The organism is Bacillus sp. JS (assembly GCF_000259365.1).
In the GTDB taxonomy this organism is placed as follows: Bacteria; Bacillota; Bacilli; order Bacillales; family Bacillaceae; genus Bacillus; species Bacillus stercoris.
The window spans coordinates 2,690,010-2,709,121 of record NC_017743.1 but is presented as its reverse complement, the minus strand read 5'-3'; the positions used below and the strand labels follow the sequence as shown (position 1 = coordinate 2,709,121).

The 19,112-nt window shown below is 44.3% G+C and carries 21 protein-coding genes; 16 read left to right on the top strand and 5 right to left on the bottom strand.

What is annotated here, in order from left to right; translation table 11 throughout:
- Positions 1 to 10: 10 nt before the first annotated feature.
- The 3 genes from safA to MY9_RS13765 all read left to right on the top strand — a co-directional run bounded on the left by safA (position 11) and on the right by MY9_RS13765 (position 2,742).
- Entirely contained in the window at positions 11 to 1,165 is a 1,155-nt protein-coding gene (safA, locus tag MY9_RS13775; protein ID WP_014664834.1) for a spore coat assembly protein SafA, read from the top strand.
- Between the two features lie 147 nt (positions 1,166 to 1,312).
- A complete protein-coding gene (gene sgpA, locus MY9_RS13770) occupies positions 1,313 to 1,912 on the top strand; it encodes a spore germination protein SgpA (protein ID WP_040082279.1) in 600 nt (199 codons plus the stop codon).
- A 107-nt stretch (positions 1,913 to 2,019) separates the two neighbouring features.
- Positions 2,020 to 2,742, top strand: coding sequence for a YebC/PmpR family DNA-binding transcriptional regulator (locus MY9_RS13765; RefSeq protein ID WP_014664832.1), 723 nt, complete (start codon positions 2,020 to 2,022; stop codon positions 2,740 to 2,742).
- A 41-nt stretch (positions 2,743 to 2,783) separates the two neighbouring features.
- On the opposite strand, the gene MY9_RS13760 is transcribed toward MY9_RS13765, so the two are convergent.
- Both MY9_RS13760 and MY9_RS21630 read right to left on the bottom strand, forming a co-directional pair.
- On the bottom strand, positions 2,784 to 4,238 hold the full coding sequence (locus MY9_RS13760; protein ID WP_014664831.1) for an alanine/glycine:cation symporter family protein: 1,455 nt from the start codon (positions 4,236 to 4,238) through the stop codon (positions 2,784 to 2,786).
- 282 nt (positions 4,239 to 4,520) lie between these two features.
- Positions 4,521 to 4,847 carry a DUF5412 family protein gene (locus tag MY9_RS21630; RefSeq protein WP_231560773.1) on the bottom strand — a complete coding sequence of 109 codons (327 nt, stop codon included), beginning with the start codon at positions 4,845 to 4,847 and terminating at the stop codon, positions 4,521 to 4,523.
- Positions 4,848 to 5,048: 201 nt separating this feature from the next.
- Between MY9_RS21630 and MY9_RS21625 the strand changes: the two genes are divergently transcribed.
- Complete coding sequence (locus MY9_RS21625) at positions 5,049 to 5,168, top strand: hypothetical protein (protein WP_014664829.1); 120 nt, start codon at positions 5,049 to 5,051, stop codon at positions 5,166 to 5,168.
- Positions 5,169 to 5,215: 47 nt separating this feature from the next.
- Here MY9_RS21625 and MY9_RS13745 read toward each other — a convergent pair whose 3' ends face one another.
- On the bottom strand, positions 5,216 to 5,863 hold the full coding sequence (locus MY9_RS13745) for a phosphotransferase (protein ID WP_014664828.1): 648 nt from the start codon (positions 5,861 to 5,863) through the stop codon (positions 5,216 to 5,218).
- Positions 5,864 to 6,099: 236 nt separating this feature from the next.
- Between MY9_RS13745 and iolG the strand changes: the two genes are divergently transcribed.
- The 9 genes from iolG (at position 6,100) to yajC (ending at position 13,549) form a co-directional block, all read left to right on the top strand.
- Entirely contained in the window at positions 6,100 to 7,125 is a 1,026-nt protein-coding gene (iolG, locus tag MY9_RS13740; RefSeq protein ID WP_014664827.1) for an inositol 2-dehydrogenase, read from the top strand.
- Positions 7,126 to 7,195: 70 nt separating this feature from the next.
- Positions 7,196 to 8,503 (top strand): MFS transporter, encoded by a 1,308-nt coding sequence (locus MY9_RS13735; protein WP_014664826.1) that lies wholly within the window; start codon positions 7,196 to 7,198, stop codon positions 8,501 to 8,503.
- Between the two features lie 47 nt (positions 8,504 to 8,550).
- Complete coding sequence (bofC, locus tag MY9_RS13730; RefSeq protein WP_014664825.1) at positions 8,551 to 9,063, top strand: sporulation cell-cell signaling protein BofC; 513 nt, start codon at positions 8,551 to 8,553, stop codon at positions 9,061 to 9,063.
- 138 nt (positions 9,064 to 9,201) lie between these two features.
- Positions 9,202 to 9,807, top strand: a complete 606-nt coding sequence (ruvA, locus tag MY9_RS13725; protein WP_014664824.1) for a Holliday junction branch migration protein RuvA — start codon at positions 9,202 to 9,204, stop codon at positions 9,805 to 9,807.
- A 10-nt stretch (positions 9,808 to 9,817) separates the two neighbouring features.
- Positions 9,818 to 10,822 carry a Holliday junction branch migration DNA helicase RuvB gene (gene ruvB / locus MY9_RS13720; RefSeq protein WP_014664823.1) on the top strand — a complete coding sequence of 335 codons (1,005 nt, stop codon included), beginning with the start codon at positions 9,818 to 9,820 and terminating at the stop codon, positions 10,820 to 10,822.
- Complete coding sequence (locus MY9_RS13715; protein WP_014664822.1) at positions 10,815 to 11,015, top strand: DUF2905 domain-containing protein; 201 nt, start codon at positions 10,815 to 10,817, stop codon at positions 11,013 to 11,015. Before ruvB ends, MY9_RS13715 begins: the two co-directional genes overlap by 8 nt.
- A gap of 29 nt (positions 11,016 to 11,044) precedes the next feature.
- The gene (queA, locus tag MY9_RS13710) at positions 11,045 to 12,073 is read left to right on the top strand and encodes a tRNA preQ1(34) S-adenosylmethionine ribosyltransferase-isomerase QueA (protein WP_014664821.1); all 1,029 of its coding nucleotides are present in this window, start codon (positions 11,045 to 11,047) and stop codon (positions 12,071 to 12,073) included.
- Between the two features lie 26 nt (positions 12,074 to 12,099).
- Positions 12,100 to 13,245, top strand: a complete 1,146-nt coding sequence (tgt, locus tag MY9_RS13705; protein WP_014664820.1) for a tRNA guanosine(34) transglycosylase Tgt — start codon at positions 12,100 to 12,102, stop codon at positions 13,243 to 13,245.
- A gap of 37 nt (positions 13,246 to 13,282) precedes the next feature.
- Positions 13,283 to 13,549, top strand: coding sequence for a preprotein translocase subunit YajC (gene yajC, locus MY9_RS13700; RefSeq protein WP_003237527.1), 267 nt, complete (start codon positions 13,283 to 13,285; stop codon positions 13,547 to 13,549).
- A 53-nt stretch (positions 13,550 to 13,602) separates the two neighbouring features.
- Here yajC and MY9_RS13695 read toward each other — a convergent pair whose 3' ends face one another.
- Positions 13,603 to 13,992 carry a TIGR04086 family membrane protein gene (locus MY9_RS13695; RefSeq protein WP_032728255.1) on the bottom strand — a complete coding sequence of 130 codons (390 nt, stop codon included), beginning with the start codon at positions 13,990 to 13,992 and terminating at the stop codon, positions 13,603 to 13,605.
- Between the two features lie 197 nt (positions 13,993 to 14,189).
- Here MY9_RS13695 and MY9_RS13690 point away from each other — a divergent pair, with 197 nt between their 5' ends.
- Complete coding sequence (locus MY9_RS13690; protein WP_014664817.1) at positions 14,190 to 14,846, top strand: DUF421 domain-containing protein; 657 nt, start codon at positions 14,190 to 14,192, stop codon at positions 14,844 to 14,846.
- A 3-nt stretch (positions 14,847 to 14,849) separates the two neighbouring features.
- Here MY9_RS13690 and spoVB read toward each other — a convergent pair whose 3' ends face one another.
- Positions 14,850 to 16,406: a stage V sporulation protein B gene (gene spoVB, locus MY9_RS13685; RefSeq protein ID WP_014664816.1), complete on the bottom strand. Its 1,557-nt coding sequence runs from the start codon at positions 16,404 to 16,406 to the stop codon at positions 14,850 to 14,852.
- A 115-nt stretch (positions 16,407 to 16,521) separates the two neighbouring features.
- Here spoVB and comN point away from each other — a divergent pair, with 115 nt between their 5' ends.
- A complete protein-coding gene (gene comN / locus MY9_RS13680) occupies positions 16,522 to 16,818 on the top strand; it encodes a post-transcriptional regulator ComN (RefSeq protein WP_014664815.1) in 297 nt (98 codons plus the stop codon).
- A gap of 38 nt (positions 16,819 to 16,856) precedes the next feature.
- Positions 16,857 to 19,070: a protein translocase subunit SecDF gene (gene secDF, locus MY9_RS13675; RefSeq protein WP_014664814.1), complete on the top strand. Its 2,214-nt coding sequence runs from the start codon at positions 16,857 to 16,859 to the stop codon at positions 19,068 to 19,070.
- Positions 19,071 to 19,112: the final 42 nt, after the last annotated feature.

The window sequence follows — 19,112 nt, the reverse complement described above, 5'->3', positions numbered from 1 at the left end:
GGGGAAAACGTTGAAAATCCATATCGTTCAAAAAGGCGATTCGCTCTGGAAAATAGCTGAAAAGTACGGAGTCGATGTTGAGGAAGTGAAAAAACTCAATACACAGCTTAGTAATCCAGACTTAATCATGCCTGGAATGAAAATAAAAGTGCCGTCAGAAGGCGTCCCGGTCAGAAAAGAGCCAAAAGCGGGCAAAAGTCCTGCGGCCGGGAATGTGAAGCAAGAACATCCATATGCGAAAGAGAAGCCTAAATCCGTTGTCGACGTAGAAGACACAAAGCCGAAAGAAAAGAAGTCTGTGCCGTATGTCCCGCCGATGCCTAATTTGCAGGAAAATGTGTATCCTGAAGCTGATGTGAACGAGTATTATGATATGAAACAGCTTTTCCAGCCTTGGTCGCCTCCTAAACCGGAGGAGCCGAAAAAACATCATGACGGAAATATAGATCATATGTATCATATGCAAGATCAATTTCCACAACAGGAGGCTATGAGTAATATGGAAAATGCAAATTATCCGAATATGCCTAATATGCCAAAGGCGCCAGAAGTAGGCGGTGTAGAAGAAGAAAACGTTCATCACACAGTTCCGAATATGCCGGCTGTTCAGCCTTATTTTCATTATCCGGCTCATTTTGTACCATGTCCGGTGCCTGTTTCGCCAATTCTTCCAGGATCCGGATTGTGCTATCCGTTCTATCCTGCACATGCTTATCCGTATCCGATGCATGGATATCAGCCAGGCTTTGTCTCGCCTCAGTATGACTCGGGTTATGAAAACCAGCATCATGAAAACAGCCACCACGGACATTACGGTTCATACGGTGATCCGCATTACGCATCTCCGGCTTATGGATCTCCGTATGGACATATGCCATATGGCCCTTATTATGGCACTCCCCAAGTAATGGGAGCGTACCAGCCTGCTGCGGCTCCTGGTTTCATGCCGTACAAAGATCATGACGACTGCGGCTGTGACGGTGATCATCAGCCATATTTCTCTGCGCCTGGCCACTCGGGACTGGGATCTTATGGAAGTCCTAATATGCCATATGGCACAGCTAACCCAAATCCAAACCCATATTCGGCAGGAGTTTCTATGCCAATGACGAATCAGCCTTCTGTAAACCAAATGTTTGGCCGGCCGGAAGAAGAAAATGAGTGATCGTTCGGAACGATGTAAATCGTTCCTTTTTTTGTTTTCAAGCAGATCACTGCCAAATGGACAGAACTGACACGCTTAACATGCCCCTCGGACGCACATGATAAAAACGAGCAAACATGCTCAATTCGTCCACGGGGGGTTTTTCCATTGGGTAAAAAAATGACGATCGCTAGCTTGATTCTTATGACAGCCGGCTTAACAGCATGCGGAGCAAACGATAATAATGCGATGAATGATACGCGCAATAACGGCAATACCCGTCCAATCGGATATTATACAAATGAAAACGATGCTGACAGACAGGGAGACGGAATCGACCACGATGGTCCTGTTTCTGAATTAATGGAGGATCAGAACGACGGTAACCGAAACACCACGAATGTAAATAACCGTGACCGTGTTACTGCCGACGATCGCGTTCCTCTGGCTACTGATGGAACATATAACAACACGAATAACCGAAACATGAATCGGAATGTGGCGTACAACGGGTATGACAACCAAGAAAACAGAAGACTGGCGGCCAAAATTGCCAACCGTGTGAAACAAGTGAAAAATGTCAATGACACACAAGTGATGGTATCGGATGACCGAGTAGTTGTCGCAGTCAGAAGCCACAGGGATTTCACAAAGTCTGACAGAGATAATGTCGCAAAAGCTGCTCGCAACTATGCGAATGGCCGTGACGTCCAAGTATCGACAGATAAAGGGCTGTTCAGAAGACTTCATAAAATGAACACCCGCTAAGGATGAAAGGCTGCCGGAAGTGATAGTGATATTCGGCAGCCTTTTTCTTTGCATCAGCGAACAATACCCATTAAAGTGTACATAGAAAAAGGAAAGCAGGTGAAAACATGGCAGGCCATTCTAAGTGGAAAAACATACAAAAGAGAAAAAATGCACAGGATGCAAAGCGCGGGAAAATATTTATGAAGCTTGCGAAAGAAATCTATGTGGCAGCGAAAGAAGGCGGAGCGGATCCGGAAGCAAATTCAGCATTGCGTCTTGTTATCGAAAAAGCAAAGGGCGCCAATATGCCAAATGAAAATATAGACCGGGCCATTAAAAAAGCTGCGGGAGGCCAAGATGGAAGCAGCTATGAAGAAATCACCTACGAAGGCTACGGTCCTTCAGGGATTGCCGTCATGGTTGAATGCGTTACAGATAATAAAAACCGAACGGCGTCAAATGTGCGAACTGCCTTTAATAAAAATGGCGGAAGTCTGGGAGAGAGCGGATGTGTAGCCTTTTTATTTGAACGGAAGGGATTCATTACGATAGACCGGACTAAACAGCAAATAGAAGAAGATGAACTCATGCTTGATGTGCTGGAAGCAGGAGGAGAAGAGCTGCGGGCTGAAGAAGACCTATATGAGGTTTTAACAGAGCCTGAGCATTTTGAAGAGGTAAAAACAGCGCTCAAATCGAAATATCCAATTTCTTCAGCGGAGGTGACCATGCTCCCCAAAACCTATGCAGATGCCGATGACCAGGCTGTTGAGAAACTGGAAACATTAATAGACATCCTTGAAGATGATGATGATGTTCAAGAAGTGTATACCAATTATCGCTCATAAAAAACCGGCACGATGTCATATCGGGCCGGTTTTTAGTTTGTTTAAGAGACACGTTCATTTTCGTTAGTGTATTCTTTCTCCCAGAAATCAGCGTTTTTGATACCCAGCGCTTTCGGATCAAAGACCGGGTCTAAGCCCTGCTTCTTTTGGCGTTCATAATCCTTTAAAGCGAGAAGCGCCGGTTTGGCAAGCAGCACAATGGCAATGACATTCAGCCATACCATAATGCCAAGCCCTGCATCGCCCAATGCCCAAGCAAGTGAAGCTGTTTTCACAGTCCCATAGAACGTGGCGGCTAAAATAATCAGTTTTAAGCCGAGCATTGCCCATTTGCTTTCTCTGCCCCGTGCTAAATAAGCAATATTTGTTTCTGCGATATAGTAATACGCCATAATTGTTGTAAATGCGAAGAAGAATAAAGCGATGGCAACAAAGCCTGCACCAAATCCGGGGAGAACACTGTCAATTGCCGCTTGTGTGAAACCAGGTCCTGCTTCTACGCCTTTAAGGTGATGGACGATAAAGGAATCATCTGCAGCCTGGGTATTGTACATACCGGTAAACAAGATCATGAAAGCTGTAGCGGAACATACAAACAAGGTGTCGATATAAACAGAAAATGCCTGAACCAGCCCCTGCTTGACCGGATGAGAAACTTCTGCAGCGGCTGCCGGATGCGGCCCTGTTCCCTGGCCAGCTTCGTTTGAGTAAATCCCACGTTTAACACCCCAGGAAATCGCCATGCCAATTAAGCCGCCAAAAGCGGAATCCAATGCAAAAGCGCTTTTGAATATCAACGAGATCACAGCAGGCAATTCAGACACGTTCATGACAATAATAATCAAAGACAGCAGGATATATCCAAGGGCCATAAAAGGAACAATCATTTGCGCCGCATTAGCAATTCGTTTGACGCCGCCAAAAATAATAAACCCTAATAATAAAACGAGAGCACACCCTGTGATGAAAGGAGAGATGCCGAATGCATTTTTGACCCCGGCCGCAATGGAGTTGGACTGTACGCCCGGCATCAGAAGGGCCATTGCAATCAGGGCAGCAGCGGCAAATAAGACGGCAAACCACTTAATGCCTAAGCCTTTTTCTATATAATAAGCGGGGCCGCCCCGATATTGACCGTCTTGTTTCACTTTATAAATTTGGGCAAGCGTTGATTCAACAAAGGCACTCGCCGCCCCGATAAAGGCAATCGCCCACATCCAGAACACAGCGCCGGGTCCGCCAAATGCAATTGCTGTCGCCACTCCTGCGATGTTTCCTGTACCCACTCGGCCGGAAAGCGCAATTGATAATGCTTGAAAAGAAGAAACGCCAGCTTCAGAGCTCTTTCCTTTAAACATCTGAACAATCATTCCTTTCAAATGTCTGACTTGTAAAAAACGGGTCATAATTGAAAAGATCAATCCAATTCCCAATAAAATATAAATGACGGGGGTACTCCATAAGATCGCGTTTAAACTAGCAACAATATCTGCCATCAAGCTTCCTCCTCACTTCCATTCGAATACATGTATAAAAAGGATTTTGGGCTAATCGAACTATTTCTACAATCGATTTGTCACATTATATGACTGATAATTATCAATAAGAAGAGGAAGGAAAAAAGAAAAAACGCGGCGTATCGATTACGCTGCGTTTTTCTGCAGAGGCCGACTTAGGGCATTTGTTATAAAATTCTTGCAACAATTAGCCTAGTTCAGTCAATCCGTATATAAAAGAACAAGCGATCACAATTGCTTGTTTTTCTTATTCATGTATCGTCACCTCACTTGTGCCTGAGGCGGTTCTTCACGGATCCAATGATCATCTTTTCGCCAATCATACGTTTCATCAGTATCGAGGTGTAATGTCTGATTGCCGATTTTCACTGTGTTGTGATTGATCCATGTCACTGCTGGACGGCTGTCCGGATAATTCCAATAGATTGTTCTCTTAACAAGTGTTTTTTCATTTACAAGTTCACCTCTGGCCGCATCTAAGCTTAAGGTGTTTTCGGATACGTAAGTGTTTAACGTATAGCTGCCGTCAGGCGATTCAACCGATTGGACGAGGTTTCCTTTCGGAACGTTTTTTAGTGAAAATAACATCCAATAAACGGCGCCGCTAAAGAATACCAGCAGCATAAACATCAACGGGACTTTACTGCGTGTCTTGATGTGACTCTCTCCCTTTTTTTCTCTCATTTTACCATATATCGGATTCATATGATCTTTACATTTCTTTAAAATTAACTCAATAAAGCAATGATATGATGAAATAAAACCAATAAGGGTGAGGGGAGACAGAAAATGAAGAAAACGTATTGTCATTCCGGAGAGAAGGACTCAGAAGCGGTCTACTTAACTGTGAGAGGCTATCGAATTAAGCTGTCGCCTGAACAAATGAAACTGATTTCTACCGTAAGATAGTAAACATACAGAACAAAGGCAGCCACACAAGCGGCTGCCTTTTTGATTTAAGAATACTTTCTTTTCCGCTGTGCGAAATGCCTTTGAAACCAATCTTTCTTATATAAAAATGCGATGATCTCCAGCCAAAAACCCGGAATCTTTTTGGGGAATATCGGTTTTTTGTAGAGTGAATGATATGCTGATTTTAAGTCGTCCCACTGCGTGCATGTTTTTGTCTGCTCAAATCTCGCAACATCAATCACCCGCACCGCTCCGGTTTCTGTCAATATCAGATTCCGCAAATGAATGTCTGACGGGTTCAGTCCGGCTGCCCGGGCGTCAGAAAGCGCTTCTTCAACCTGCTGAATCATGTTATCACTGATTGCAATGCCTTTCTTCAGACAGTTATAAAAGGTTTCACCTTTAATATATTCCATAAGAATAAATGAATCGCCAGTTTCGTAAATGTCAGGATAGAATGCGGACCCGGCTAATTTTTCATAGATCGCGGCTTCTTTGACTGCTGTCGCTTGATACTCCGGAAAAAATACTTTCAGCGCCATTTTCCGGCCGCCTTCTGTTAAGGCAAACACATAGGCGCTTCTACCCTTGCCGATTAGTGTTAATTCCTCGGATTTCTCTTTGACTTTATCAAATCTGCTGTTTTTGCGGTATATGACTGAATGGGCCAGTTCCTCTGCTTTTGTCAGCATTTCATTCACCTTCTTTGCTCTATTTTATGCAGTCGTTTATAGGAAAATCATAAACTGTTCAGGAAAAAGAGCCTAATTCTAGTGTATCTGGTCTTGGAGAAGAAGGCTACTTATAAGCATAAATTGTGATAAAAGAGACATAGAGCGTTTATTTCCATTCTTGAAAAGCGCTTACAAATGGGATAGTATTAATTTTAAATAAAGCGCTTTCGTGAATATTCAAGGGGGAACATGCGATGACAAAACAGATTGTGACAGGGATTATCGGTGCAGGCCGCATCGGCAAACTTCATGTTCAAAATATAAGCCGGATTCCTCACATGAAATTAAAAGCAATCTCTGATATTCAGGCGAGCCGTATAAAAAGCTGGGCCGACAGTCATCAGATTGAATACATAACTTCTGATTATCGTGATTTATTACATGATCCTGAAATTGATGCTGTTTTTATTTGCTCACCTACAGCCGTCCATGCACAGATGATCAGAGAAGCAGCCGAAGCGAAAAAGCATATTTTTTGTGAGAAGCCAGTTAGTTTCTCTCTAGATGAAACAAGAGAAGCGCTTGCGGCCGTCCGGAAACATGGAGTAACACTTCAAGTCGGTTTTAACCGCCGCTTTGATCCTCATTTTAAGAAAATCAAAACAGTTGTTGAAAATGGTGAAATCGGTACACCTCACTTATTAAAAATCACGTCTCGGGATCCAGAACCCCCGAATATAGATTATGTCCGCATGTCAGGCGGCTTGTTTATGGATATGTCAATCCATGATTTTGATATGGCCAGATATATTATGGGAAGCGAAGTGACAGAAGTGTATGCAAAAGGGGCGGCTCTGGTGAATCCTTCTTTTGCGGAGCTGGGCGATATTGATACAGCTGTTATTACACTGACTTTTGAAAACGGTGCCATGGCCGTGATTGATAACAGCCGCCAAGCAGTGTACGGATATGACCAGCGGGTAGAGGTTTTCGGGACGAAAGGCTCTGCAGCGGCGGACAATAGCAGGCCGACGACGGTTGAAGTGTCAACCGCTGATTTTGTGATGAAGGATAAACCGCATTTCTTTTTCCTTGAACGCTATAAGGATGCGTATGAGGAGGAGATTCTCCGTTTTGCAGAAGCGATCGGCACAAATCAGGAGACTGCCTGCACCGGCAATGACGGTTTACAGGCCGAACGGATTGCCAGAGCAGCACAGCAATCGCTTGCTTTTGGCATGCCTGTCAGTATTGAGCACACTGAAAAAATCGCTTTTTAATCAAAAAGGATTACAATTCCGCAAGCTTGGGTATATACTCCATTGATACTTTAAGTAGGCGGTGGAGAAAATGAATACAGTACATGCTAAAGGAAATGTTTTGAACAAAATCGGAATTCCTTCTCACATGGTTTGGGGTTATATTGGCGTTGTCATCTTTATGGTTGGAGACGGCCTCGAACAAGGCTGGCTGTCTCCTTTTCTCGTGGATCATGGTCTCAGTATGCAGCAATCCGCATCGTTATTTACCATGTACGGCATTGCTGTCACCATCTCGGCTTGGCTTTCAGGAACGTTTGTGCAAACGTGGGGGCCGAGAAAAACGATGACGATCGGATTGCTTGCGTTTATCCTCGGTTCGGCCGCTTTTATCGGCTGGGCGATTCCTCATATGTATTATCCGGCTCTCTTAGGCAGCTATGCCCTTAGAGGCTTGGGATATCCGCTGTTTGCATACTCTTTTCTCGTGTGGGTATCATACAGCACCTCTCAAAAAATTCTCGGAAAAGCTGTCGGCTGGTTTTGGTTTATGTTTACGTGCGGCCTTAACGTACTCGGCCCGTTCTATTCCAGCTATGCAGTTCCTGCCTTTGGAGAAATCAATACGCTTTGGAGTGCATTGCTGTTTGTGGCGGCAGGCGGATTTCTGGCCTTATTTTTTAACAAAGATAAATTTACCCCAGCAAAAAAACAAGATCACCCGAAATGGAAAGAACTGTCGAAGGCATTTACAATTATGTTTGAAAACCCTAAGGTCGGCATCGGCGGAGTGGTCAAAACGATTAATGCAATAGGACAATTTGGATTTGCCATCTTTCTTCCGACTTATTTAGCACATTACGGGTATTCGGTTTCGGAATGGCTGCAAATTTGGGGGACGCTCTTTTTTGTGAATATTGTGTTTAATATCATTTTTGGCGCAGTTGGAGATAAACTTGGCTGGCGCAATACCGTCATGTGGTTTGGCGGTGTCGGATGCGGCATTTTTACGCTGGCGCTTTATTACACGCCTCAGCTGATCGGGCATCAGTATTGGGTGATGATGATGATCGCCTGCTGCTACGGCGCAGCATTAGCCGGCTACGTTCCATTAAGCGCTCTTTTGCCGACGCTTGCGCCTGATAATAAAGGCGCTGCCATGTCAGTGTTGAATTTGGGATCTGGTTTGTGTGCGTTTATCGCGCCGGGTATCGTGAGCCTTTTCATTGGACCGCTCGGTGCAGGCGGCGTAATTTGGATCTTTGCGGCATTGTATTTTTTCAGTGCTTTTCTGACGCAATTCTTGACAATTCCTGAGCAAGGAACAGAGGTGTATACGGAGGAACGGTTTATCAGGGAAAATGTGCAGACAAATTTTGATAAAACGGTTAAGCAGTAGCCTCTTTGGTCAAACTAATCATAAACGTGTGCAAAGAGGTGTAGAGGGTGAAACGATTCAGCACGGCGTATCTTTTGCTGGGCATTCTTTGCTCAGCGGCAGTATTTTTAATAGGAGCTCCTTCCCGCGCACTTGGCGCGGAAGTGGAGCACTATGAGCCGCTGCAGGTGCATGTGCAGCTTGAAAAGGTGTATTTGGACGGCGATGTCAGCATTGAGCATAAGCATGAAAAAGTGTTTTCTATGGATGATTTTTGGGCAGCTTATGCCGGATGGACGCTTGTGGAACAAAAAAAGGGATATGTGCTCTTTCGGAAGCAAATGGACGATATTTCTCCGCTCAGCAAGGTCAACGGGTATATCGGTGTATCGGATAATGGAGTGATTTCCACTTTTCATGGGCGGCCTGAGCCAGCTTCCGAACCAATTCAGTCTTTTTTTCAAATTGATTTAGAAAGGCTGGAAAGCCACATGCAAAAAAATCTGTTGAAAGGCATTCCATTTCGGACAAAAGCGGAGTTTGAGGATGTCATCGAACATATTAAGACATACAGCGGGTAACGTCATCTGATTGAAGACATGTATTCATGTCTTTTTTTTCGTGAAAGAATGAGAGAGAAGCGAACGTATGTTAACTTTTCTATAAGACTTTGGCTGTTTTTATGGTACAATGAAGAACAGTCAAAGAGGTGAATGTGCGTGATTGAATTTGTTAAAGGGACGATTGATTATGTATCTCCCCAATATATAGTCATAGAGAACGGAGGCATCGGCTATCAGATTTTTACGCCGAATCCGTTTATATATAAGGAGAGAAACCAAGAAACGATTTTTACATATCATCATATCAGAGAGGATGCTTTTTCGCTTTACGGTTTTTCAACGAGAGAGGAGAAGGCGCTCTTTACAAAGCTGTTAAACGTGACCGGAATTGGGCCGAAAGGAGCACTTGCCATCTTGGGCTCGGGTGATCCGGGAGCGGTCATCCAAGCAATTGAAAATGAGGATGAAGCTTTTTTGGTCAAGTTTCCTGGAGTAGGAAAGAAAACCGCACGCCAGATTATTCTAGATTTAAAAGGAAAGCTGGCAGATGTTGTGCCTGAAATGATTGAAAATCTGTTTAATCATGAAGAAAGGCTTGAAAAGCAAACAGCGGAAACGGCTCTCGAAGAAGCACTTGAAGCCCTCAGGGTTCTCGGATATGCTGAAAAAGAAATCAAAAAGGTGCTTCCTCACCTTAAAGAAGAAATTGGGCTGACAACAGACCAATATGTGAAAAAAGCATTACAAAAACTATTAAAGTAAGGTGATGTTCATGGATGAACGGCTCGTCTCAAGTGAAGCAGACAACCATGAATCAGTGATAGAGCAAAGCCTGAGGCCGCAAAATCTGGCACAGTATATCGGACAGCATAAGGTGAAAGAAAATTTACGCGTGTTTATAGATGCGGCGAAAATGAGACAGGAGACGCTGGATCATGTTCTTCTGTACGGACCGCCCGGACTTGGGAAAACAACGCTGGCTTCCATTGTTGCAAATGAAATGGGAGTGGAATTGCGGACGACATCAGGGCCTGCGATTGAAAGGCCTGGTGATTTGGCTGCTATATTAACGGCGCTTGAACCGGGAGATGTATTATTTATTGATGAAATACATAGGCTGCACAGATCGATTGAAGAGGTGCTTTATCCTGCAATGGAAGACTTTTGCCTGGATATTGTGATCGGCAAAGGCCCTTCTGCCCGCTCAGTGCGGCTTGACCTGCCGCCGTTTACGCTGGTGGGAGCTACGACGAGGGTAGGACTATTGACGGCTCCTTTAAGAGACAGATTCGGCGTCATGTCACGCCTTGAGTACTATACACAAGAAGAACTGGCCGATATTGTCACGAGAACTGCGGATGTATTTGAGGTTGAGATTGATAAACCGTCTGCTCTTGAAATTGCAAGGAGATCTAGAGGTACGCCGCGCGTGGCGAACCGCCTGCTGAGAAGGGTGCGCGATTTCGCCCAAGTCCTGGGTGACAGCCGGATTACGGAAGACATTTCTCAGGATGCGCTGGAGCGGCTTCAGGTTGACCGTCTCGGTTTGGATCATATTGATCATAAGCTGTTGATGGGCATGATCGAAAAATTTAACGGCGGGCCAGTGGGCCTTGATACGATTTCCGCTACGATCGGCGAGGAATCGCATACGATTGAAGACGTATATGAACCATATCTGCTGCAAATTGGATTTATCCAAAGAACGCCGCGTGGAAGGATCGTGACACCGGCCGTTTATCATCATTTCCAAATGGAGGCTCCCCGATATGACTGAGTTTCCTAAGATCATGATGATTCTTGGTGCTGTTTTGCTTATTATCGGAGCAGTTTTGCATTTTGTCGGCAAGCTGCCGGGAGATATTTTTGTGAAAAAAGGAAATGTCACGTTTTTCTTCCCGGTTGTCACTTGTATTATCATAAGTGTGGTATTATCAATTTTGCTTAATCTTTTCGGCAGAATGAAATAACAAAAGACTAGAATAAAGGTGAAGTTATCATGAAAGTCGATTTATTTGATTTTGAACTACCGGAACGTTTAATTGCACAAGTACCGTTGGAGCAGCGCGATGCTTCAAGGCTGATGGTGCTTGATAAACATACAGGAGAGCTGACTGACAGCTCGTTTAAACACATTATCAGCTTTTTTAACGAAGGAGATTGTCTTGTGCTGAACAATACCCGTGTGCTGCCTGCGCGGTTATTCGGCACAAAAGAGGATACCGGTGCGAAAGTGGAGCTTCTTTTGTTGAAACAAGAAACCGGCGATAAATGGGAAACACTTGCGAAACCGGCGAAACGGGTGAAAAAAGGAACCGTTGTCACATTTGGAGACGGAAGATTGAAGGCAGTTTGCACGGAAGAGCTGGAGCATGGCGGCAGAAAAATGGAATTTCAATATGACGGTATTTTCTACGAGGTGCTGGAATCCCTTGGAGAGATGCCGCTTCCGCCATATATCAAAGAACAGCTTGATGACAAAGAGCGCTACCAGACCGTGTATTCAAAAGAAATCGGCTCTGCCGCTGCGCCTACAGCAGGCCTTCACTTCACGGAAGAAATTTTACAGCAGCTGAAAGATAAAGGTGTGCAAATTGAGTTCATCACACTCCACGTTGGCCTTGGAACATTTCGCCCTGTGAGTGCCGATGAAGTGGAAGAGCATAATATGCATGCAGAGTTTTATCAAATGTCGGAAGAAACGGCTGCGGCTTTAAACAAAGTAAGAGAAAATGGCGGCAGGATCATTTCTGTCGGCACGACCTCGACACGCACGCTTGAAACGATTGCCGGGGAACATGACGGGCAATTTAAAGCATCGAGCGGCTGGACATCTATTTTTATTTATCCAGGCTATGAATTTAAAGCCATTGACGGAATGATTACAAACTTCCATTTGCCGAAATCGTCATTGATTATGCTGGTCAGCGCGCTTGCTGGAAGAGAAAACATTCTGCGTGCCTATAACCATGCAGTGGAAGAGGAATACCGTTTCTTCAGCTTCGGAGACGCGATGCTGATTATCTAATTTGAGAACAGGAGGCCTCATTAAAAGTGGCTGAACAACCAATACGCTATGAATTTATAAAAGAATGCAAACAAACAGGAGCGCGGCTGGGCAAAGTGCATACGCCTCACGGCTCCTTTGAAACGCCGGTTTTTATGCCGGTTGGCACACTGGCGACAGTCAAAACAATGGCGCCTGAAGAGCTGAAAGCAATGGATGCGGGCATCATTTTAAGCAATACCTATCATCTATGGCTGCGTCCGGGTCACGATATTGTCAAAGAAGCGGGCGGGCTTCATAAGTTTATGAACTGGGACCGCGCCATTTTAACAGATTCAGGCGGTTTTCAGGTCTTTTCTTTAAGCAAGTTTCGTAATATAGAGGAAGAGGGCGTCCATTTTCGCAACCACCTAAATGGGGACAAGCTGTTTTTATCTCCGGAAAAAGCGATGGAGATCCAAAACGCACTCGGCTCTGATATTATGATGGCGTTTGATGAATGCCCGCCATACCCGGCGGAGTACGACTACATGAAGAGGTCAGTTGAACGGACAAGCCGTTGGGCGGAACGTTGCCTGAATGCCCACAATCGTCAGGATGAACAAGGGCTGTTTGGTATTGTACAAGGCGGAGAATATGAAGATCTGCGCACACAAAGTGCGAAGGACTTGATTTCCCTTGATTTTCCGGGATATGCTATAGGCGGATTGTCTGTAGGTGAACCGAAGGATGTCATGAACCGTGTACTCGAATTTACAACACCGCTCTTGCCGAAGGATAAACCGAGATATCTGATGGGAGTCGGTTCTCCGGACGCGCTGATCGACGGAGCAATCCGCGGGGTCGATATGTTTGACTGTGTGCTGCCTACTCGGATTGCAAGAAATGGCACAGTGTTTACCGCTGAAGGACGACTCAATATGAAAAATGCGAAATTCGAAAGAGATTTCCGTCCGATTGATGAAGAGTGTGATTGCTATACATGTAAAAACTACACTCGCGCGTATATTAGGCACTTGATTCGCTGCAATGAAACATTTGGCCTTCGATTAACAACTTACCATAACCTTCATTTTCTGTTACACTTAATGGAGCAGGTAAGACAGGCCATTCGCGAGGATCGTCTGGGTGATTTCAGAGAAGAGTTCTTTGAGCGTTACGGCTACAACAAGCCAAATGCGAAAAGCTTCTAAATAAACAATAACAGGCTTACAGAAAGGGGTGAAAATGATGACTGGCACTTTAGGCACATTGGTTCCTATTATTTTAATGTTTGCGGTCCTTTACTTCTTGCTGATTCGTCCTCAGCAAAAGCAGCAAAAGGCTGTACGCCAAATGCAGGAAGAACTGAAAAAAGGCGATTCAGTAGTGACAATCGGGGGATTGCACGGTACTGTTGACTCGATCGATGAGAGCAAAGTCGTAATTAAGACTGGTGAAAACACACGTCTTACGTTCGACCGCCGCGCGATCAGAGAAGTTTCTGCTGCTGAATAACAGCAGGAGCTATACATAGCAAACAAAAAAAGAGCGGGTGAGCCCGCTCTTTTTTATGTGGAAGACCTGTTTCCCCTTATGTTTACGCCGAAAATCCCGCCCAGCATGCACACCCCTAAAAACCCCAGATGGAAGAGCAGCTGTTCTGCCGTAAATGTCTTTCCAAATCCTAAATACTGAAACAATAAAATAATCAGTGAAAAACTTAAAGCAGTCAATGCGCCAATCATCCAGCCTCTTTCCTTGCCTTTCCCGCCTGAAATGAATCCGCCTATAAATAAAGAGAGAAATGAGATAGCGGTGATCAGCCAGTTAAATGATGACTCTTCCAGCGAGGTTGCGGTCAATAAAAGTGAAACCGCTAAACTTGTCAGGAGCATGGCTGAAAATATGGCGATTAAGCCGTAAAGAATGCCTTTTCCAACTTGTTTCGTTTCCTCCATGATTGTCTCCTCTCTGCCTGTATTAAAAGGCTTCTGTTCTTTTTGTACAAAACCGTCAGACATGCTGATGGCTCGTCTTTGTAAAAATGTATTCCCTTAACCCTTGAATTAGACGTAAAAGCTTTATGAAATACAATCGGTTTTTCTTACATAAATTGTTCGTTTTGTTGCATCCTATGACGAGTCGGAGGTGCATGATGGAAGAGCTTCTCACTATTGCGTTTCGCACAATCGTATTGTATTTTGTGATACTGATCATTTTTCGTTTCATGGGCAAACGGGAGATCGGGGAGCTTAGCATTTTAGACCTCGTTGTCTTTATCATGATGGCTGAAATTGCCGTTTTGGCCATAGAAAACGTAGAAGATCATTTGTTTCACACCATTTTGCCAATGCTTGTATTAATGGTTATTCAAGTGACATTCGCATACCTATCTTTAAAAAACCGAAAAGTCCGCCAGCTTCTTGACGGTAAGCCGACCATAATTATTAAATATGGGAAAATTGACGAAGACGCCATGAGATCACAGCGGTATAATTTTGATGATTTAATGGTTCAGCTCAGAGAAAATAGTATCGACAGAGTAGCTGATGTATCATTTGCCATTTTAGAACCGTCGGGCAAACTGACTATTGTAAAGAAAGAAAATAGCGGAGAGCATCGGCAGCTCGATTTGCCAATCATCCTTGACGGCTCCATTCAAACCGAAAACCTGTACAGAATCGGTAAAGATAAACAATGGCTGCTTGAAAATTTGCAAAAACACGGATACACAAACCCTTCAGATATTTCATTTTGCTCGTTTACAGACGGAGAATTATTTATTGATGAAAAAGATGGGCACCGTACGTGACCATTATCGGATGATCAAACGTCCGATAATGGGAATGCGGCGAAGCTCATCTTTTTTAATTAAACGGAAAACGAGCAGGAGGGCAATGTAAATAGCGGCGCTCACCGCAATCCATCCAGCGAGATTCACAGCCTCAGATGCTCCAAAATGAATATATTGTTTGATGGCGGAGCTGATGAATCCGCTAATCACAATAACAGCGAAGCTGAGTGCGTATTCCTTAATTTTAATGCTGATCGGCAGCACTTTGCTTACAGTTGCTGCATGCAATAGCGTGACGAGCACCATGCCTGTAACAATGGCCAATGCCGCCCCCATAATGCCAAGAGACGGTCTTGTGGCTAGGACAAAAATAAGACCTGTTTTGACAAGCGCTCCGATTAAGCTGTTCATCATCGCAGCTCCTGCCAAATTAAGCGCCTGCAGCACAGCTTGAAGCGGGCCTTGGAAATAATAAAGCAAAAAAAACGGGGCCATCACTTTTATAAATACAGCTGCGCTTGAGGAACCGTACATCACTCTCATCAGTTCATCCGCAAATACAAATAAAATAACAACCGAAATGCCTCCGCTGAGCAGACAGAGACGCATCGCCTGTTCCAAGCGGTATTCCACCACCTGCAATTTTTTCTGCTCCATTCCTTCACTGATCGCAGGAACAAGCGCGGTCGACAAAGAATATGTAATAAAGCTGGGCAGAGTCAGCAGAGTCATGGCAAAGCCGGTCAGTTCACCGTATTGCTTTGTTGCGGAAATTGTCGCCACACCTGCAATGGCAAGGCTTTGAGCGACGACAATCGGCTCGAAAAACCAAGAAAGGTTTCCGATAAAGCGGCTTCCCGTAGTTGGAAGGGATACGCTCATTAATTGGGTAAAGGTTTGTTTTCCATTTTTAATTGACTGGAAAAAATGCTTTCTGATTTTAATTGTTTTTTTATACTTAAAGCAAACAAATAAATAAAGAAGGGATGCTAGCTCACCTGCTACTGAGGAAAGCATGGCCCCCGCTGCAGCATATTCAATTCCGTAAGGGAGAAAAATCGTCGTGCAGACAGCTACGAGTGAAATACGGACGACCTGTTCAAGGACTTGTGACATAGCGAGCGGGTTCATATTCTGTTTTCCTTGAAAGTACCCCCTCAGCACACTCGAAATAGCAATAATCGGCACAACCGGCGTAATGGCCAGAAGCGGGTACAGTGTTCGCTTATCTGTCAGCATCGTTTCAGCCATAACCGGGGCGAAAAACAGAAACAGCGGTGTAAAGATGAGGCTAAGCACTCCCGTGATGGTCAGAGACATGACTAAAATGTTTTTCGTTTTTTGATGATCTCCGCGCGCACTGGCTTCAGCGACAAGCTTGCTGATCGCGACCGGCAGACCGAATTGAGTTAATGTAGTGGCCAAGAAAAAGGTAGGCGCCGCCATCATGTAAAGCCCGACCCCTTCTTCACCGATAAAACGGGCGATAACCACCCGGTTGACAAACCCGAGCATTCTTGTAACCATTCCTGCTGCGATAAGAATAAGAGTGCCCTTTAAAAACGTCTGTTTCGCCATTTTTACCCCCTGCCTTCTCAAACTACCTGGAATCATATACAATAAAGATATGCGTATATATCGTCCAAGCATGACAAGTCTTCATGAAAAACAATAAAAAAGGAGCGTGGAATTCATGGAGAAGCATCCCGCAGATCTATATAAAGACCACGTCAGGCCGTTTCTTTACAGCAAACTGGAAGAGTTTAAGATTCTCGGGTATGATGATGTTGAACTTGAAAGTTTGTGGTCATACTTAACAAATAAGAAGTGGAAAAAGAAAATGGAACTGAACATTTATGAACTGGCGAGTGATATTTTATCAGTGAAAATTGGCGAATTTATGAACTATGCAACCGTTGAGTCATTCAAAACGTCTAATTGGCTGGGCAGTGAAGAAGGACAGGAAGCATTGGAAGAACTGCTGAGATAGCAGATTGATTCGCACAGGTTTAAGGGAGGATATACATAATGAAAAAAGGACGCTTGATTGCGTTTTTCCTTTTCGTTTTATTGATCGGCACGGGCTTGGGCTACTTTACGAAGCCTGCCGCGAACAATATTACGTTAGGATTGGATTTGCAAGGCGGATTTGAGGTGCTGTATGATGTACAGCCTGTAAAAAAAGGTGACAAAATCACAAAAGACGTTCTGGTCAGCACAGTAGAGGCGTTGAACCGCCGGGCCAATGTTCTCGGTGTCAGCGAACCGAACATCCAAATTGAAGGAAATAACCGGATTCGCGTTCAGCTCGCTGGGGTGACAAACCAAAACAGAGCGCGTGAAATTCTGGCAACTGAAGCGCAGCTTTCTTTCAGAGATGCAAATGATAAGGAACTGTTAAACGGTGCTGATCTTGTTGAAAACGGAGCTAAACAAACATATGACAGCACAACAAACGAGCCGATTGTCACTATCAAACTGAAAGACGCTGATAAATTTGGTGAAGTGACCAAAAAGGTCATGAAAATGGCACCAAACAATCAGCTTGTCATTTGGCTGGATTATGATAAAGGTGATTCCTATAAGAAAGAAGTTCAAAAAGAGCATCCTAAATTTGTATCCGCTCCAAATGTAAGTCAGGAGCTAAATACAACTGATGTAAAAATTGAAGGGCATTTCACAGCTCAAGAAGCGAAAGATTTAGCCAGCATTTTAAACGCTGGTGCACTTCCTGTGAAACTGACTGAAAAGTATTCGACATCAGTAGGCGCACAATTTGGACAGCAAGCTCTCCATGATACGGTGTTTGCCGGTATTATCGGTATCGCAATTATTTTCTTATTTATGCTTTTCTATTACCGTCTGCCGGGATTTATCGCGGTGATTACGCTATCCGTTTATATCTACATTACACTCCAGGTCTTTGACTGGATGAATGCTGTACTTACGCTTCCGGGGATTGCCGCGCTCATTTTAGGGGTAGGGATGGCGGTTGACGCCAACATCATTACCTATGAGCGGATTAAAGAAGAGCTTAAGCTAGGCAAGTCAGTTCGCTCTGCCTTCCGTTCAGGAAACAGACGGTCATTTGCGACAATTTTTGACGCGAATATTACAACGATTATTGCCGCGGTTGTGCTCTTTATCTTTGGGACAAGCTCTGTTAAAGGGTTTGCGACAATGCTGATCCTATCGATTTTGACAAGCTTTATCACTGCCGTTTTCTTATCAAGATTTCTACTCGCTCTCCTTGTGGAAAGCAGATGGCTTGATCGGAAAAAAGGCTGGTTTGGCGTTAATAAGAAGCATATTATGGATATTCAGGATACGGACGAAAATACAGAGCCGCATACGCCGTTCCAAAAATGGGATTTCACGAGCAAACGCAAATATTTCTTTATTTTCTCCAGTGCGGTCACGATTGCCGGGATTATTATCTTGCTTGTGTTCAAGCTGAATCTTGGCATTGACTTCGCAAGCGGTGCACGGATAGAAGTGCAAAGTGACCATAAGCTGACGACAGAGCAAGTTGAGAAGGATTTTGAATCTCTGGGCATGGACCCTGATACTGTTGTTCTGTCAGGCGAAAAGAGCAATGTCGGTGTTGCCCGTTTTGTTGGAGTGCCTGATAAAGAAACGATTGCCAAAGTGAAAACGTACTTTAAAGACAAATACGGGACAGAGCCGAATGTCAGCACAGTTTCACCGACAGTCGGCAAAGAGCTGGCAAGAAATGCGCTGTACGCAGTTGCTATAGCTTCTATTGGCATCATCATTTACGTTTCAATCCGATTCGAATACAAAATGGCGATTGCCGCAATCGCTTCACTGCTATATGACGCATTCTTTATCGTCACGTTCTTCAGTATTACAAGGCTGGAGGTAGATGTTACGTTCATTGCGGCCGTCTTGACGATTATCGGGTATTCGATTAACGATACAATTGTTACATTTGACAGGATTCGCGAGCATATGAAAAAGCGCAAGCCGAAAACATTTGCCGACCTGAACCATATTGTAAACCTGAGCCTGCAGCAAACCTTTACACGATCTATTAACACTGTATTAACTGTCGTGATCGTTGTTATCACGTTGCTGATCTTTGGAGCATCTTCTATTACAAACTTCTCAATTGCTTTATTGATCGGGCTGTTAACAGGCGTTTATTCCTCTCTATACATTGCCGCACAAATTTGGCTTGCATGGAAAGGGAAAGAATTGAAAAAAGACTCGGCTCAATAAAACATCTCAGGCTGTCCTCTGCAGGACAGCCTGTTTTTTGAA

Coding starts and splice junctions, on each gene's coding strand:
- MY9_RS13765 (WP_014664832.1), top strand. CDS start 2,020: ATGGCAGGCCATTCTAAGTGGAAAAACATACAAAAGAGAAAAAATGCA.
- MY9_RS13760 (WP_014664831.1), bottom strand. CDS start 4,238: ATGGCAGATATTGTTGCTAGTTTAAACGCGATCTTATGGAGTACCCCC.
- MY9_RS21630 (WP_231560773.1), bottom strand. CDS start 4,847: ATGTTATTTTCACTAAAAAACGTTCCGAAAGGAAACCTCGTCCAATCG.
- MY9_RS21625 (WP_014664829.1), top strand. CDS start 5,049: ATGAAGAAAACGTATTGTCATTCCGGAGAGAAGGACTCAGAAGCGGTC.
- MY9_RS13745 (WP_014664828.1), bottom strand. CDS start 5,863: ATGCTGACAAAAGCAGAGGAACTGGCCCATTCAGTCATATACCGCAAA.
- iolG (WP_014664827.1), top strand. CDS start 6,100: ATGACAAAACAGATTGTGACAGGGATTATCGGTGCAGGCCGCATCGGC.
- MY9_RS13735 (WP_014664826.1), top strand. CDS start 7,196: ATGAATACAGTACATGCTAAAGGAAATGTTTTGAACAAAATCGGAATT.
- ruvB (WP_014664823.1), top strand. CDS start 9,818: ATGGATGAACGGCTCGTCTCAAGTGAAGCAGACAACCATGAATCAGTG.
- MY9_RS13715 (WP_014664822.1), top strand. CDS start 10,815: ATGACTGAGTTTCCTAAGATCATGATGATTCTTGGTGCTGTTTTGCTT.
- queA (WP_014664821.1), top strand. CDS start 11,045: ATGAAAGTCGATTTATTTGATTTTGAACTACCGGAACGTTTAATTGCA.
- yajC (WP_003237527.1), top strand. CDS start 13,283: ATGACTGGCACTTTAGGCACATTGGTTCCTATTATTTTAATGTTTGCG.
- MY9_RS13695 (WP_032728255.1), bottom strand. CDS start 13,992: ATGGAGGAAACGAAACAAGTTGGAAAAGGCATTCTTTACGGCTTAATC.
- MY9_RS13690 (WP_014664817.1), top strand. CDS start 14,190: ATGGAAGAGCTTCTCACTATTGCGTTTCGCACAATCGTATTGTATTTT.
- spoVB (WP_014664816.1), bottom strand. CDS start 16,406: ATGGCGAAACAGACGTTTTTAAAGGGCACTCTTATTCTTATCGCAGCA.
- comN (WP_014664815.1), top strand. CDS start 16,522: ATGGAGAAGCATCCCGCAGATCTATATAAAGACCACGTCAGGCCGTTT.
- secDF (WP_014664814.1), top strand. CDS start 16,857: ATGAAAAAAGGACGCTTGATTGCGTTTTTCCTTTTCGTTTTATTGATC.